Source organism: Flavobacterium sp. (genome assembly GCF_013822155.1).
Lineage (GTDB): Bacteria > Bacteroidota > Bacteroidia > Flavobacteriales > Flavobacteriaceae > Flavobacterium.
Window position 1 is genome coordinate 1 of the sequence record NZ_PNJW01000065.1, and the last position, 14,670, is coordinate 14,670.

At 30.9% G+C, this 14,670-nt stretch carries 19 protein-coding genes; 12 read left to right on the forward strand and 7 right to left on the reverse strand.

Annotation, left to right across the window (positions count from 1 at the left end):
* The 3 genes from C0512_RS12990 to ychF form a co-directional block, all read right to left on the reverse strand.
* A partial coding sequence (locus tag C0512_RS12990; RefSeq protein WP_290862256.1) for a hypothetical protein occupies positions 1–430 on the reverse strand: 430 nt, incomplete at its 3' end.
* Positions 431–437: 7 nt separating this feature from the next.
* Positions 438–1,580: an FIST C-terminal domain-containing protein gene (locus C0512_RS12995; protein WP_290862257.1), complete on the reverse strand. Its 1,143-nt coding sequence runs from the start codon at positions 1,578–1,580 to the stop codon at positions 438–440.
* Between the two features lie 102 nt (positions 1,581–1,682).
* Complete coding sequence (ychF, locus tag C0512_RS13000; protein ID WP_290862258.1) at positions 1,683–2,777, reverse strand: redox-regulated ATPase YchF; 1,095 nt, start codon at positions 2,775–2,777, stop codon at positions 1,683–1,685.
* A gap of 215 nt (positions 2,778–2,992) precedes the next feature.
* Between ychF and C0512_RS13005 the strand changes: the two genes are divergently transcribed.
* Entirely contained in the window at positions 2,993–3,529 is a 537-nt protein-coding gene (locus tag C0512_RS13005) for a hypothetical protein (protein WP_290862259.1), read from the forward strand.
* A gap of 45 nt (positions 3,530–3,574) precedes the next feature.
* Here C0512_RS13005 and C0512_RS13010 read toward each other — a convergent pair whose 3' ends face one another.
* Positions 3,575–3,925, reverse strand: coding sequence for a 4Fe-4S dicluster domain-containing protein (locus C0512_RS13010; protein WP_290862260.1), 351 nt, complete (start codon positions 3,923–3,925; stop codon positions 3,575–3,577).
* Between the two features lie 63 nt (positions 3,926–3,988).
* Between C0512_RS13010 and C0512_RS13015 the strand changes: the two genes are divergently transcribed.
* From C0512_RS13015 to C0512_RS13045, 7 genes are all read left to right on the forward strand, one after another.
* Entirely contained in the window at positions 3,989–5,050 is a 1,062-nt protein-coding gene (locus tag C0512_RS13015; RefSeq protein WP_290862261.1) for an acyl-CoA reductase, read from the forward strand.
* Between the two features lie 33 nt (positions 5,051–5,083).
* Positions 5,084–6,493: a T9SS type A sorting domain-containing protein gene (locus C0512_RS13020; protein ID WP_290862262.1), complete on the forward strand. Its 1,410-nt coding sequence runs from the start codon at positions 5,084–5,086 to the stop codon at positions 6,491–6,493.
* A 124-nt stretch (positions 6,494–6,617) separates the two neighbouring features.
* Positions 6,618–7,688, forward strand: a complete 1,071-nt coding sequence (gene serC / locus C0512_RS13025; protein WP_290862263.1) for a 3-phosphoserine/phosphohydroxythreonine transaminase — start codon at positions 6,618–6,620, stop codon at positions 7,686–7,688.
* Between the two features lie 93 nt (positions 7,689–7,781).
* Entirely contained in the window at positions 7,782–8,741 is a 960-nt protein-coding gene (locus C0512_RS13030; protein WP_290862264.1) for a D-2-hydroxyacid dehydrogenase, read from the forward strand.
* A 54-nt stretch (positions 8,742–8,795) separates the two neighbouring features.
* Positions 8,796–9,353, forward strand: a complete 558-nt coding sequence (locus C0512_RS13035) for a hypothetical protein (RefSeq protein ID WP_290862265.1) — start codon at positions 8,796–8,798, stop codon at positions 9,351–9,353.
* Positions 9,354–9,457: 104 nt separating this feature from the next.
* The gene (locus C0512_RS13040; RefSeq protein WP_290862266.1) at positions 9,458–9,886 is read left to right on the forward strand and encodes a DUF6146 family protein; all 429 of its coding nucleotides are present in this window, start codon (positions 9,458–9,460) and stop codon (positions 9,884–9,886) included.
* Positions 9,887–9,889: 3 nt separating this feature from the next.
* Entirely contained in the window at positions 9,890–10,213 is a 324-nt protein-coding gene (locus C0512_RS13045; protein ID WP_290862268.1) for a DUF6787 family protein, read from the forward strand.
* A 50-nt stretch (positions 10,214–10,263) separates the two neighbouring features.
* Here the strand turns inward: C0512_RS13045 and C0512_RS13050 are convergent, their stop codons facing one another.
* Genes C0512_RS13050 through msrA form a run of 3 tightly spaced genes read right to left on the reverse strand, consistent with a single transcriptional unit; the run spans position 10,264 to position 11,971 of the window.
* Positions 10,264–10,557, reverse strand: coding sequence for a hypothetical protein (locus C0512_RS13050; RefSeq protein ID WP_290862269.1), 294 nt, complete (start codon positions 10,555–10,557; stop codon positions 10,264–10,266).
* Between the two features lie 47 nt (positions 10,558–10,604).
* On the reverse strand, positions 10,605–11,276 hold the full coding sequence (gene folE / locus C0512_RS13055) for a GTP cyclohydrolase I FolE (RefSeq protein WP_290862271.1): 672 nt from the start codon (positions 11,274–11,276) through the stop codon (positions 10,605–10,607).
* A gap of 41 nt (positions 11,277–11,317) precedes the next feature.
* The gene (gene msrA / locus C0512_RS13060; protein WP_290862273.1) at positions 11,318–11,971 is read right to left on the reverse strand and encodes a peptide-methionine (S)-S-oxide reductase MsrA; all 654 of its coding nucleotides are present in this window, start codon (positions 11,969–11,971) and stop codon (positions 11,318–11,320) included.
* Positions 11,972–12,116: 145 nt separating this feature from the next.
* On the opposite strand from msrA, the gene C0512_RS13065 reads away from it, so the two are divergent.
* The 4 genes from C0512_RS13065 to C0512_RS13080 all read left to right on the forward strand — a co-directional run.
* A complete protein-coding gene (locus C0512_RS13065) occupies positions 12,117–12,806 on the forward strand; it encodes an ABC transporter ATP-binding protein (RefSeq protein WP_290862275.1) in 690 nt (229 codons plus the stop codon).
* 19 nt (positions 12,807–12,825) lie between these two features.
* The gene (locus tag C0512_RS13070) at positions 12,826–13,590 is read left to right on the forward strand and encodes a TIGR02757 family protein (RefSeq protein WP_290862277.1); all 765 of its coding nucleotides are present in this window, start codon (positions 12,826–12,828) and stop codon (positions 13,588–13,590) included.
* A gap of 131 nt (positions 13,591–13,721) precedes the next feature.
* A complete protein-coding gene (locus tag C0512_RS13075; RefSeq protein WP_290862279.1) occupies positions 13,722–14,375 on the forward strand; it encodes a DUF2238 domain-containing protein in 654 nt (217 codons plus the stop codon).
* Positions 14,376–14,388: 13 nt separating this feature from the next.
* The coding region (locus C0512_RS13080; protein WP_290862281.1) for a DUF1796 family putative cysteine peptidase at positions 14,389–14,670 on the forward strand (282 nt) is incomplete at its 3' end.

Consider the following 14,670-nt stretch of genomic DNA (forward strand, 5'->3'; position numbering starts at 1 on the left):
AAATAGAAAGAAACTCCGATTTAGCATCATTTGCTTTTTCAGCTATTATTTTAGCTGAATTTAATTGCTCTTGAAATTCTTTTTTTATTTCTATTTCTCGGTTAAGAATTTTGATTAGGTCTAATAAATTATCTTTTCCTTCCAACTTTACCCCATCAACATTGAGCTGATTAATAGCTTCAATTAACTTGAGTTCAAATAAATCTCTTTTACTTATCTCTTGTTTTAATTTATTATTTATTTCTGAATATTCTTTATCGTTTAGACGGGCTGATTGTTCGAATAACTCAGCATCTTTTTCGTAATTTAAATAAGTCTGATTAATGACTTTTATAAAAGAAGAAAGGTCAGAATTATTCCTTAAAGTATTTTCAGATAAATATTTATCTATCTGACGGTTAAGATGTCTATGTAAATTTGGTTTGTCCATTTAGCTTTTAATCCTCATACATTGTGGCTATTGTCATTGTTTGATTATGAAGTTCACAAGCTACATTTTTTTGTGTTGGAGAAATTTCTCCATAAGAATAAAAACCACATAAAATTGTATTCTCACCAAAATTATCTTTAACAACTTCCAATTCTTCTTCCACTCTATCTCCTAAAACAATTCTTCTTCCAACACAACTCACTAAAAGTGCTAACTGAACTTTTTCTTTCGATGTAGTTTTAATTTTAAAGGCAGCAGTTGATGCTGCATCAATGAGTTTATCTATATTTCCTTTCATTAATCTTACAAGTGAACCTTCGGGAATGTTTCCTGCAAATGTCATTGATTTATTTACTTCATCTATAGCTAATATTGTTCTAACTACTGAAGCTGATTCAGAGTTCTCTTTCATTGAAAGTGGAAAATATAACGATGAACCAGGTAATTCGTCTGCATATTTGCCTAAGTATTCTTTATATAAATCTAAAGCAAAACGATCACCTATCTTATAGAGAACATTTTTATCAGACAAAGTTACCTCTCGTTCCGGTCCAAAATCGCCCCAACCACCTTCAGAACCATATCCAAAATGAATATGCTCACCATAAAAACCTACCACTACAATTTTTCCAGATGAAGCGTTTGCATTTAAACCAACTATAGTTTTTTCAAAACTGAATTCATCACCAGCTAAACCACCAAAAATTGGTATTAATTTATTAGTTCGCTTAATTAACTCATTAATAAGTTCAGTACCATTGATAAAACTTCCTTCTGATAAAATAAGAACAGATTTTAAATCCTTTGAAAATAATTCCTCTTTAATCTTTTTACCTAAATCATCTATATTATTATTAGATAAAATATCAAATTCTGTTGCTATAATTTTTGTTTTATCAAATTCAATTGCTGTGACTACAATTCCCTTTTCTATAGTACAATTATTTGAAACTTGCCCGGAAGAGGAACAAAGTATGATTTGAGCATTGGGATAAATTTCTTTTAACAAATCATAAGGACTAACTTTTTCTAATAATGTTCTTTGTGCAAAAGCTAAAACTAAATTAGCATTTTCAGACTTGAAATTATCTGTTGATAAAAGTATTTTTTGCTGTTTTTTTCTATTGAGTAACAGTTGTTGTAATTTCACTATAGTAGGATTAAGGTGTATAAAGGAATGAAAAGTATTTATTAAAAACAAAAAACCTGCAAAATAAATTTTGCAGGTTAATTTAACTAAAAATAATACTATTTATACATTAAAACGGAAATGCATCACATCACCGTCTTTAACAATATACTCTTTCCCTTCTACTCGTAATTTACCGGCTTCTTTTACCTTGGCTTCTGAACCATAGTTTGAAAAATCTTCAAACGCAATAACTTCTGCACGAATAAATCCTTTCTCAAAATCAGTATGGATAACTCCGGCTGCTTTTGGAGCAGTATCGCCAACATTAATAGTCCAAGCTCGAACTTCTTTTACTCCAGCAGTAAAATAAGTTTGTAATTTTAATAGTTTATATGCAGCACGAATTAAAACAGCCGATCCCGGTTCTGTTAATCCCATGTCTTCCAAAAAAACCTGACGCTCTTCATAGCTTTCTAATTCAGTAATATCTGCCTCTGCTCCCACTGAAAGAACAATTACTTCGGCTTGTTCATCTTTTACTAATTCACGTACTTGATCAACGTATTTATTTCCGTTTACAGCTGATGCTTCGTCCACATTACAAACATATAAGACAGGTTTGGTGGTGATTAATTGAAATTCTTCCATCAAATCAATTTCATCTTGATTTTGAGGAATAACCGTACGAGCCGATTTTGCTTGGAGCAAAGCTTCTCTTATTCTGTCTAACAACGCTTTTTCTACAATGGCTTCTTTATTACCGGTTTTAGCTGCACGATTGGTTTTTTCCAAACGCTTTTCAACGGTTTCTAAATCTTTTAATTGCAATTCGATATCAATAGTTTCTTTGTCGCGAATTGGGTTCACGTTTCCATCAACATGCACAATATTATCATTATCAAAACAACGTAGCACGTGAATAATCGCGTTACATTCTCTGATGTTTCCTAAAAATTGATTTCCTAAACCTTCGCCTTTACTAGCTCCTTTTACCAATCCGGCAATGTCAACAATATCAACAGTTGCCATTTGAACACGTTCCGGTTTTACTAATTCCTCTAAACGGGTAATTCTAGGATCGGGAACATTTACCACTCCAATGTTAGGTTCTATTGTACAAAAAGGAAAGTTAGCACTTTGAGCTTTTGCATTTGATAAACAATTAAATAACGTTGATTTTCCAACATTTGGCAATCCTACAATTCCTGCTTTCATCTTTTAGAGTAATGAGTTATGGGTAAACGGTTTTTAAACGGGTGCAAATATAGTTTTATTAATTGAAAGTATAAAATGAAGCTCTGTGTATTGAATTATGATAGAATCAAATCAAAAAAGATGTGAATTCTGCAAACATTGTAATTAATTGTGTAACAACATAACTAATTGGAAATTATATATTTATCTCCTATTAATTATAAAAATTTTAAATCATGAAATTAGTTGCAATCATCGTGTTAATCATGACCTTTTCTTTTGGTTATTCTCAAAATAAAAATATAAAAGAAGAAACAAAAACTACTATTACAACGGTAGATAATGGTCAAGGGGAAAAACAAACGATAAAAAATGAAACTGTCAAAGAAGTTCAATTGTTAGAACATCAGGCTCCCACATCGAACACAATAAATGTAGAACAAAAAGATTCTCCAATAATTGCTACAAAAACAACTGAAATTATAAATCCGGATGGAACAGTAAGAACTGTAGACATTGACCGTTCTTCTTATTATTTATTAGATGGTGTTAAATATAAAGTCTCCTCAGAACCAAATGGCTATTCAATCTTAAATGAAACAAATGTAACCGCCGGTAAAATTTACAAAACATCAACTAACAGCTATATTTATAGCAGTAAAAATAAAACATCTATTGGTTTTTTTGATTCAAATGGAAATTTAGTTTTAGAAACATATAATCCAAAAACAGATAAAGTAACCTTTGAAACCTATATTTTAGTCAAACAATAAATTTGATTCAAAAAAAATCCTGAGTTCTCACTCAGGATTTTTTTTTTACTCATTATGCAAAAATGATTGTCTATTCAGTAACGTTTCTTCACTTTCTACATGGCTATCATCCGGAACACAACAATCAACCGGGCATACAGCGGCACATTGCGGTTCATCGTGAAAACCTTTACACTCTGTACATTTTCCGGGAACTATATAATAAATATCGTCTGATATAGGTGTTTGAGCAGCATCCGCATCTACTTCTGTACCGTCCGGTAAAATAACTTTTCCCTTTAATTTTGTTCCATCTTTATATCTCCAATCGTCTGCCCCTTCATAGATTGCAGTATTTGGACATTCCGGCTCGCAAGCACCGCAATTAATACATTCGTCAGTTATTATGATTGCCATAGCTAATTTTTGATTTATTTTTGTGCAAAATTACAATCAAATCCATATATAAACAAGTTACAAATGTTACAAAAAACCAAAATAAATTCTTTTGTTGCTTTAGGTGATTTTTTAAGTCAGTTTTCATTAGATTCTAACCATAGAAAACAAGGAGTATTAAATAATGATACCTTTTTTGATTCTTTCGAAGCATTGTTAGAACTTTCACAATCACATAATGGATGGTTTACCAAAGAACAAGTGTATTTTGCTGTCAATTCATGGGCAGAAGCCTTAACAGAAAACAATTTAAATGAGTGGCTTTTGAACTATAATTTTTCGAAAGTTACACCCAAAAAAGTGGGATTAATTTTAGCCGGTAACATTCCGCTTGTTGGATTTCATGATTTTTTATCGGTTTTGATTGCCGGTCATACTGTTTTGGTTAAAACTTCTTCTAACGACCAACATTTAATTAAATTTTTTGCAAACTATTTAATTTCCGTTGATAAAGATTTAGAAGAAAGAATCACTTTTACCGATGGAAAACTCGAAAATTTTGATGCAGTGATTGCAACCGGAAGCAACAATACCGCCCGTTATTTTGAATATTATTTTAAAAATAAGCCTTCCATTATTCGTAAAAACAGAAATTCCGTAGCTATTTTAACCGGGAATGAAACGCAGGAAGATTTGGTCAATTTAGGAGAAGATATTTTCCGTTATTTTGGGTTAGGATGTCGGAATGTTTCAAAAATATTTGTGCCAAAAGGATATAATTTTGACTCCTTTTTTAACGCAATTTTTGCGTATCAAGACGTAATTCATTATGAAAAATACGCAAATAATTATGATTACAATAAGGCAGTTTTTCTGATGAGTAATTTCAAATTATTGGATAATGGGTTTCTAACTTTAAAAGAAGATTCCAGCTATTCCTCCCCTATTTCCAGTGTTTTTTATGAATTTTATGAAGATTTGGAAATATTGAGAAATCGTCTAAAAAATGAAGGTGACCAAATTCAATGTATTGTTTCTAATCATTTAATAGATAACAGCATTGCTTTCGGTCAAACTCAAAAACCAAAACTTTGGGATTATGCTGACAATGTGGATACATTAAAGTTTTTAAATTCGATTTTGTAATTTTACGTAACTTTAAGAAATAAAAACAGTTGTATGAAAACCAAAATACTTTTAATCGCCATTCTATTTTCAAGTAATTTTTTATTTGCTCAAACCAATTTAAGTGGATTTTATCCAAGTTCAACTATTTCTGGTTTACGATTCGGAACCGCAACTGCCATCCACGAAAATACAATAGTGGTCTCAAGTGCCTCTAATCAATTTCCACCAGTGACAACAGGATATGTTTATGTCTTTAATCAAACTAATCAATCCATAACACAAGAAGCTTACTTTTATCCAAGCGATGCTTTATCAAATGATCAATTTGGAAAATCAGTAGCTGTTTTTGGAGATTTTATTGCAGTTGGGTCACCATTACATGATGAAGGATTTTCTGATTGCGGTGCGGTTTATTTATATAAAAAAGTAAATAATAATTGGGAGTTTTTTCAAAAAATAACAGCTACAGATGCCTCTACAAACAAACAATTCGGCTCTTTTGTAAAAATACAAGGGAATTCATTATTTGTTTCTGCACCAAATGATGCAAATTCAATAGGAATTGGCTCAGTCTATGTTTATACTTTTAACGAAACGGAATGGATATTTAATCAAAAATTAACCATTGCAAACAGTATAAAATTAGGTGAAAAAATTGAAATTGAAGGGAACTATTTAGTTGTTTCAGATAGATTAAATGAACAAAATACCAAATATCATACTTTTATTTTTGATACAAACTGGATATACAATGATTCAACTTTAGAATTTGGAAATTTGGAAGAAAATATAAAAGATTTTTCCTTTGACGGACAAAGAATTTACATTTCTGCCATACAGATGAGCAGCCAGTTTTTAAATAAAGTTTACATTTTAAATCGGGTAAATAATTCTTGGGTAAATGAAAGCATATTACCAATGAATTTTGATGATTTTGTAATTGGAAAAATTGCTGTTTCCGGAAATAATATGTTGGTTGGATATGAGTTTTATTTCTTGCAATTAAGTCGAAAATTTCCAGTTTTTTATTATAAAAAAATTGAAAACGAATGGCAAATGCAAACTTACTTCTATGGTGAAGGACAATCTAACATGGATGATTTTTTAGGTAATAGCATTTCATTACAAGGATCAAATTTAATTCTCGGTGCAAGTAAAGAAGGAGGTATTAATACAGGTAAAGCCTATTCGTATAATTTGGAAAATTTAAGCATCACTACTTTTGATAAAAATGTAATTTCTATTTATCCAAATCCAACCAATAATAGTATCACAATTGAAAACCAATCTTCAAATCAGGTCGAGCGATATGAACTTTTTTCTATCACCGGTAAATTATTATATTCCGTTTCAAACCAATTTTCTACTCTTCCTCTAGATCACTTCCAGTCAGGAATCTATTTATTGAAAATAAGTTTTGAAAATGGTTCTTATGAAACACAAAAAATCATAAAAAAATAATTTTATTACTTTTTAACTACAACGTTATTGTTAATAACCTATAACAAAAACCACTTTTAAAAAACATTCTTTTCGGTGTGAATTTCTGAAATTTGCATTTCAATTTCGAAATAAAACTACACTCATGAAAAAACACAACTATAGTGCGGGTCCTTGCATTTTACCACAAGAAGTATTTGAAAAATCGGCTCAAGCGATATTAAATTTTAATAACTCCGGATTATCCATATTAGAAATTTCACACCGTAGCAAAGATTTTGTTGCCGTGATGGATGAAGCCAGAGCCTTAGCCTTAGAATTATTAGGATTACAAGGAAAAGGTTATCAAGCTTTGTTTTTACATGGTGGAGCAAGTTTAGAATTTTTGATGGTTCCTTATAACCTAATGAAAGTTAATGGAAAAGCTGCCTACTTAGATACGGGTACATGGGCAAATTCAGCTATTAAAGAAGCCAAATCTTTTGGAGAAACCGTTGTAGTTGCTTCCTCAAAAGCGGAAAATTATAATCATATTCCAAAAGGTTATCATGTTCCTTCCGATGCAGATTATTTTCACTGTACATCCAATAATACTATTTTCGGAACTCAAATTAAAGAATTTCCAACCCTGGATATTCCGATGGTATGCGATATGAGTTCTGATATTTTTTCCCGTACCTTAGATTTTTCGAAATTTGATTTAATCTATGCCGGAGCTCAAAAAAATATGGGCCCAGCCGGAACAACATTGGTGGTTGTAAAAGAAGAAATCTTAGGCAAATCAGGTCGGAACATTCCAAATATGTTAGATTACAAACAACATATTGATAAAGAAAGCATGTACAACACACCCGCTGTTTTTCCGGTATATGCCTCGCTTTTAACTTTGCAATGGTTAAAAAATTTAGGAGGTATTTCAGCTATTGAAAAGGTGAATGAGACGAAAGCAAACTTACTTTATACAGAAATAGACAGAAACCCATTATTCAAAGGAACTGCTGAACCTGAATTTAGAAGTAATATGAATGCGACCTTTTTATTAAACGATGAAGCACACGCTCCTTTATTTGATTCCATGTGGAAAGCAGCAGGAATTTCAGGATTACCCGGACATCGTTCTGTTGGAGGATATCGTGCCTCGATGTACAATGCTCTTCCTTTAGAAAGTGTTCAAGTATTAGTTGATGTGATGAAAGAATTGGAAAAAATAAGTTAGAATAAAGAAAACAGATAAAAATATAAACATAGATCTCAGCGACTTAGTTACATAGAAACTCAGAAACTCAGCATCTCAGAAACTCAATAAAAAATGAAAGTATTAGCAAATGATGGTATTTCTAAAAGTGGAATTAAAGCTCTCGAAAAAGGTGGTTTTGAAGTTATTACTACAAAAGTAGCTCAGGAACAAGTGGCCAATTTTATAAATGCCCATGAAATTAGAGTCATATTGGTAAGAAGTGCAACGAAAGTCCGCAAAGATATTATTGATGCTTGTCCAAGTTTAAAAATCATTGGTCGCGGTGGTGTAGGAATGGACAATATCGATGTTGCTTATGCTCGTGAAAAAGGAATTCATGTTATTAATACACCGGCTTCTTCTTCAGAATCTGTGGCCGAATTAGTTTTTGCTCATTTATTTTCAGGTGTTCGCTTTTTACATGATGCCAACAGAAATATGCCTTTGGAAGGCGACACAAATTTTGATGGTTTGAAAAAAGCCTATGCTAACGGAATCGAATTACGAGGAAAAACATTAGGAATCATAGGTTTTGGTAGAATTGGTCAAGCAGTTGCTAAAATGGCTTTAGGATTAGGAATGAAAGTGATTGCTTCTGATAAATATGTAGGTGAAGCCGTCATTCGCGTTGATTTCTATAATGGTCAGTTTATCAATGTTGATATTCAAACAGAACCAATGGAGGATTTATTTAAACATGCTGATTTTATTACGCTTCACGTTCCTGCTCAAGAGGGTTATGTAATTGGTCGTGATGAATTAAAGGGAATGAAAGATAATGTTGGAATAATTAATGCTGCTCGTGGCGGAGTGATAGACGAAGTTGCATTACTTGAAGCTCTAGATGAAGGAAAAGTTTTATTTGCCGGATTAGACGTTTTTGAAAATGAACCAACTCCGGAAATTAAAATATTAATGCATCCAAAAATTTCATTAACTCCTCATATTGGAGCCGCAACGGAAGAAGCTCAAGATCGAATTGGAACCGAACTAGCAGAACAGATTATCAGCTTATTAAAAACTGAAAAATAGTATTATTTTAATGAATTATTATTTATTTTTGATTGAAACTATAAAATAAAAAATATGTTCAATCAATTAAGTCAATTAGTCCAACAGTTTGGAAATGATGCTGTTGTTAAAAACAATGCAATTCCAAATGAATTGAATGAAGGAGTTATGAATGAAACAGGCAGTTCTCTACTATCTGGTTTACAAAAAATGGCTTCTGAAGGTAATTTGGAACAATTAGCAAGCTTATTTCAAGGAAATAATGCCGGTTCAACCTCAAATCCTGCTGTAAAAAAATTAGTTGATCAAGTATCAGGTAATTTAGGACAGAAATTTGGAATCGATTCTAATGCAGCAAATGGTGTGGCATCAAACATGATTCCAAAAGTTTTAGAATCTTTGGTTGGAAAAGCAAAAGACCCAAATGTGAAAGGATTTGAAATTTCCGATTTAGTCAATGCAATTTCAGGTGGTTCAGGCAATTCAGGTTTAATGGATGCAATTACAAATTATGGCGGTCAGTTTGGATTAGACCAAAATAAAGATGGTAAAGTCGACCTTCAAGATGCAATCACAGCTGTAAATACAAAAAGCAGTGGATTAGGTGGATTTTTAAGTAAATTTTTTAAATAGTAATCAGTGTACTTAATCAAAAACCATCTCTATTGAGGTGGTTTTTTTGTTAAATCAATACTATAATGTCTTATCTTTTTTTGTTTTTTTATTACCTTTATGAAATGAAAAAATGGTTTATTTTAATTGCTCTAAACTATATTATTTGCTCTTGCAGTGGCTCAAAAAACGGCTTGGCTTCAACTGAAAATAATCCTACCGTTAATGATACTATTCGAATTGCTAATGATGAATTAGAATATGAAATTATAATCATTGAACCCGGTTTTAATTCTTGGTTATTGGCTACAGCAAAACCCCGAAATTATTATGACCAATCCTACTTAGAAAGTAGAAATCGGATTTGGGTTGTATATTATAATCAACGAGTTTTTGATCGTAACCGATATGACCCTATGGTTTATGAAATGCAAATTGATTACCAAAACAATATTAACTATGGCTATGAAGTAAATTATATTCTTTATAACTATTTCGTTTATTTTCAACAAAAATATAAGCAAAAATTAGGAGGATTTGAACCTAGACTTTAATCGATGGAAAAATTAAAAAAACGTTGGGGAATAACCTCTAATTTTCAACTTGTAATTATTTTTATTGTTTTTGCCATAACCGGATCATTATCAGCTTATTTATCAAAACCTTTTACGAATTACATTGGTTTAACCCGAGAAAATTTAGGCGATTTTATATTGCCAATAAGATTAATTGCTATTTTTCCGATTTATCAAGTACTTTTAGTTTTAGTAGGATTTATTTTTGGACAATTTAAATTCTTCTGGTGGTTTGAAAAAAAAATGCTTCGTGGTATGAAATTGGGTTTCATTGCAGATTTATTTGAGAAGAGAAAAATTGAGTAGCTAAGTATAAAATTAAAAAAGCTTCATATAATATGAAGCTTTTTTGATAATCATTTCTTTTTTATCCAATAAGTATAAATCCAAGTTAAAGTAAACGTCGGAATAAAATCTAAACCGGGAATCAATTCTTCAATAAAAACGGTTATTCCACCAACTGTTCCAACAGTTCCTTTATACATTTTCAGTAAAATTAAACCTGCGATGGGAGCCCAAACTAAATCGGTTAATTCGCCTAAAAAAGGGACAGCGTAGGATATAAAACCAATCGCATCAAATAGTAAACCAAGTACTAAATCTCTTTTTTTAGTATCTTTTACAGGTTTTACTATACTTTCTTTTGTCATTTATTTTTGTTTTTGAACCCACAAGTTAAGACAAAAGTAATGCCAAATTATTTATCTTGTTTCAATAAATTAAAAAAGTCGTTACGGTTTTCTTTATCATTAAAAATTCCGCCATATTGAATAGTAGATGTAAAGCTAGAACTGTCTTTGATTCCTCGACTCGATACACATAAATGCTCTGCTTCCATTACCACAATAACATCTTCAGTATTTAAAACTGATTTTAATTCATTAAAAATCTGCATAATCAACCTTTCCTGAACTTGTGGTCGTCTAGCATAATAATCCACAATTCGATTCAACTTCGATAAACCTATTACATTTCCGTTAGAAACATAACCAATATGTGCTTTACCAATTATGGGTAGAAAATGATGCTCACAAGTTGAATTAAAACTAATATTAGCTTCCACTAACATTTTATCATAATTGTAACTATTTTCAAAAACGGATATTTTAGGCTTATTCGCCGGATTTAATCCACTGAAAATTTCCTGAATAAACATTTTTGCAACACGATGCGGGGTACCTTTTAGGCTGTCATCTGTCATATCGAGTCCCATTTCTTCCATAATAATATGAAAATGCTTTTCAATAGTTGCCATTTTTTCAATATCCGATTTATCAAATGCATCCGGTCTCAAAGGAGTTTCGGCGGATGTCATGTGATGTTCATCTCCTAAAAGTTCAAATAATTCTTTTTCGATTAAGGTATTCATAGCTTTATATTTTTTTATTGATTGGAAGTATATTTTATCTATTAAAAATTACTTTTTAGCTTTTGTTTATAATTTTTTTTCAATTTTTCAATTTTTGGTGTGATAACATAACTGCAATACGATTGTGTTTTATTTAAATTATAATAATTTTGATGATAATCTTCAGCAATAAAAAATTCAGAGGCAGGACTCACTCTTGTTACTATTGGATTTTTAAACGTTTTTTCAGTAGTCATTAATACAATATAATCTTGAGTAAGTTGTTTCTGAGTGTCTGTATAATAAAACACTTCACTGCGGTATTGAGTACCCTCATCATTCCCTTGACGATTTAACGTGGTTGGATCGTGTGTGGCAAAAAATATTTCCAACAATTCCCCATAGGAAATTATTTTCGGATTAAAAGTAATTTGAATTGCTTCAGCATGACCTGTTGTACCATTACAAACTTCTTTATATGTTGGATTTTGAACAGTTCCGCCAATGTAACCCGGCAATACTTTTTCAACGCCCTTTAATTCTAAAAATATGGCTTCTGTACACCAAAAACATCCACCTGCAAAAGTGGCAACTTCCATTTCGTTTGTCATTTTAATTTTAATTGGTTCTTTAACTTGGCTATAATTTGATTTCTTATCTTGTGATTGACATGAAATAGTTGTAAAAGCAATAAGTACAAAGAATAACTTTTTCATAATTCATTTTTTGTTTAACAAATATAAGATAAAATTAAACAGTTTTAGAGATGTTAACTTAAATTTATTATTTATACAACGATAAATAGAAATGATAGGTTTAATAATCCTTAAAATCTTTGTTACTTTGTAAAAACTATCTGATATGATTCAAGCAAAAAACATTCATAAAAAATTCGACCAACTTCATGTTTTAAAAGGAGTAGATTTGGTTGTGAATAAAGGTGAAATTGTTTCAATTGTTGGAGCTTCCGGAGCAGGTAAAACTACCTTATTACAAATAATAGGAACATTAGAAAAACCAACACCACAAGCTGGAACTGAACTTATCATTGATGAACAGTCTGTATTAGAAATGAATGACAAAGAATTATCTAAGTTTAGAAATTTAAAACTTGGGTTTATTTTTCAATTTCACCAATTACTGCCGGAATTTACGGCTTTGGAAAATGTTTGTATTCCAGCTTTTATAGCCGGAAAAAACAAAACCGAAGCTGAAACAGAGGCAAAAAAACTATTAGAATACCTAGGTTTATCACATCGAATGGACCACAAACCAGGAGAACTTTCCGGTGGAGAACAACAACGTGTAGCAGTAGCCCGAGCTTTGATTAATAAACCGGCTGTAATTTTTGCCGATGAACCTTCAGGAAATTTAGATACCGCTTCAGCAGAAAACTTACATGAATTATTTTTTAAATTAAGAAATGAATTCGGTCAAACTTTTGTGATTGTAACCCACAATGAAACCCTAGCAAATATGGCTGACCGAAAATTAGTTATGGTAGATGGCCTATTTGAAAAAAATGCAGGTTGGATTGATTTACCAGTTTGAACCCAATCAAAGGTAATCCATGACCAAAAAAGAATTGAAAGAATTTCTAGATGAAAAAGTTGTTTTATACAACCATCCCAACTTTATTGAAAGTGACCCAATTCAAATTCCTCATCGATACCAATTAAAAGAAGATATTGAAATTTCGGGATTTCTTGCTGCTACAATTTCGTGGGGAAACCGTAAAATGATAATCAAAAATGGGCTGAAATTAATGGATTTGTTAGGAAATTCGCCCTATGATTTTATCATGAATCATTCTGATAATCAATTGGAAACAGTTAGCAATTTTGTACATCGAACATTTAATGGAATAGATTGTGTTACATTTATTAAAGGGTTAAAAAATATTTATGAAAATCATTCCGGATTAGAAGCCGTTTTCGCGAAAAATCAACAAAATGATTCCTTACAATCAAGTATTTCAGAATTTAAAAAAATCTTTTTTGAAATTGAACATTTAAATAGAACGCAAAAACATATTTCTGATCCCTTAAATAATTCAGCAGCAAAACGCCTTAACATGTATTTACGTTGGATGGTTCGTAACGATAAAACCGGTGTAGATTTAGGTATTTGGAAATCAATTCCACCTAGTAAATTATCATGTCCACTCGATGTTCATTCAGGAAATGTAGCCCGGAAATTAGGATTGCTCCAACGAAAACAAAATGATGGAAAAGCTCTACATGAATTGGATACTCAACTACGTTTTTTAGACTCAAAAGATCCTGTAAAATATGATTTTGCCTTGTTCGGTCTTGGAGTATTTGAAGGTTTTTAAAATCAATGAGGCAAATTTGATTAGCTAACTAAATTCTTGCTAATCAAAGTTTTTAAAAAATATCTATATTTCAACAAAAAACTGTAATTTGGTCTTATTCAATTTATATAATTCAATCCTATTCCATCTTCATGAAATTCACTTTGGCAGAATCCGTTACAAGAGATTTGTTTCCTAAAAATAAATGGTTGATAGGATACATTTTGCTTTTTTTTATGCTTTGGGTGTCCACTTTTATAGGAACTTCAGATTATAACAATTGGTGGATTGAAAATACATTGACCATTTTATCGCTCTTCTTTTTATCTCTAACTTATAAAAAATATGTTTTTAGTGATTTGTCTTATTTATTCATTTTCATTTTCTTGTGCCTACATGTATATGGTTCAAAATACACTTATGCAGAAAATCCATTAGGCTATTGGTTACAAGACATTTTTAATACTGAACGCAATCAATATGATCGAATTGTCCATTTTGGATTTGGTTTCTTGCTAACCTATCCCTTACAGGAATTATTTAGAAATTGGTTAAAATTACCAAAAACAATTTCTTGGATGCTACCAATAGAATTGGCTCTTTCAATTGGAGCATTTTATGAAATAATAGAATGGGCAGTGGCTGATATCTTTTTCAAGGCTCAAGGACATGCATATTTAGGCACACAAGGAGATGTTTGGGATGCTCAAAAAGATATGTTTTTAGCTTTTGTTGGAGCTATTTTGGCTGCTACTTGTATTAGTTTAATAAAAAAAATAACAGGCTCAAAAATTAAAGCAAACTAAAAAAATTTAAAAAATGAGTCCCTTTTTGAAACTTAGAAAAAGAATAAACGCTAAAGTAAAAGGTTTACTGAATGAATTAAAAATCAGTAGAAGTAAAAAATTATATTTATCCTTTGGAGAAAATTGTCTTTCCGATAATATATTAGATCGTTATAAACTTAAATCATTTACAACTCCATTTTCACATGGAAGATGTAATGTTGAATACATTTTAAATTTAGAAAAAGATAATTATCGAAAGTTTTTAGCCCCTGAAAATTTAAACTATGAAGAGTTGAATGGTAAACATGTTCCT